This window comes from Arhodomonas sp. KWT, assembly GCF_010993615.1.
The window spans coordinates 1-1,455 of record NZ_WNXE01000431.1 but is presented as its reverse complement, the minus strand read 5'-3'; the positions used below and the strand labels follow the sequence as shown (position 1 = coordinate 1,455).

Here is a 1,455-nt window from a genome sequence, read left to right as displayed (position 1 = left end):
CGGGGGAGAAGCCGCTGCCGATGCGCCGTCTTGTTGTAGCGCACCCCCGAGAGCTCGGCCTCGAGCATATCCAGGTAATCCGCTACCGTCGCGGCCACCTCCGCACGGGACCAGCTGTCCGTCATTGCCCCCAAACCCCTTGCCAGATCACGGTCACGAACAGGGCATACACCCGATCGCACAGTACGTAATGACCAGGTTAGAGGGTGCAGCACGCCGCCGTCACCTCCGCCGGCAACGGGCGCCAGTTACTCTGCCACTCCGGCGTGGTACGGGCGGCCTGCCGAGGGCTATGCAACGAGCTAGTCGGGAAGGATAAACCCGCCGAACGGCGGGCTTGAGGAATCTGGCGGAGAGGGAGGGATTCGAACCCCCGGACCCCGTAAAGGGTCACCGCATTTCGAGTGCGGCGCTTTCGACCACTCAGCCACCTCTCCGTGCCGTCACGTCTGCGCCCGACGAGTGGCGTAGTCTACAATAAAGCCTTCGCTGGCGAACACCCCTGGACCACATGTCGAGACTCGCGCCACATCTCGCGATCGCCACGACGCTGCTCGCCCTGCTCGCGCTCACCGGAGCGGGCGGGTTCGACGGCCCCGACCGCCTGGACCGGATACGCGACGGCGGCGTGCTCTCGGTCGCCATGCGCGTGGGCCCGGCCTCCTATGCCCCGGCCGCGGGAGACGAGCCCAGCGGCTTCGAGTACGAGCTGCTCAAGGACATCGCCAGCGGGCTCGACGTCAAGCTCGAGATCCAGCCCGTCACCACCCCCGCGGAGGCGACGGCGCTGCTGGAGAACGGTGGCGTGGACCTGGTCGCCGCGACGATGAGCCCGACGCAGGAGCGCCGACGGCGATTCATCTTCAGTGACAGCTACCTCCAGACCCAGCCCCGGGTGATCTATCGCCAGGGCGCGAAGGCGCCGGAGTCCATCGACGACCTGTCGGGCCGGCACATCGAGGCCATCGCCCACTCCGTGCATGCCGAGCGCCTCGCCGAGCTGGCGGCGGAGCACCCGGGCATCGAATGGACGCCCCTCGCCAACCACACGGCGGAGGACCTGCTCTACCGCGTCTGGCGCGAACGCTCGGACTATGCGGTGACGGACAAGCTGCGCCTGGCGCTGAACCGCCCGTTCTACCCGGAGCTGCGCGCGGGGATGAAGCTCGGCGCCCCGCGGGAGCTGGCGTTCATGATGCGCGCGAGTGACGGCGCCCTGCGCGACGCGATCAACGAACGCCTCGCCGCGGTCCGCGATGCCGGCATGCTCGCGGTGCTGCGCGACGAGTATTTCGGCCACCTGAGCGAGTTCGACTACGTCGGCACCCGCACCTTCCTCCGCCACATCACCCAGCGGCTGCCGGCGCTTCGCCAGGCCTTCCGGCAGGCGGCGGACAAGGAGAATCTGGACTGGCGGCTGCTCGCCGCCATCGGCTACCAGGAGTCCCACTGGAA

Annotated in this window: 1 protein-coding gene and 1 tRNA gene; one reads left to right on the top strand and one right to left on the bottom strand. The window is 68.6% G+C overall.

Going from position 1 to position 1,455, the window contains the following annotated elements:
- Nucleotides 1–347: 347 nt before the first annotated feature.
- Nucleotides 348–437 (bottom strand) — tRNA-Ser (locus G7A99_RS19630).
- A gap of 74 nt (nucleotides 438–511) precedes the next feature.
- Here G7A99_RS19630 and G7A99_RS19625 point away from each other — a divergent pair.
- Nucleotides 512–1,455 (top strand): transporter substrate-binding domain-containing protein (locus G7A99_RS19625; protein ID WP_163143402.1); only part of this gene is annotated, 944 nt, incomplete at its 3' end.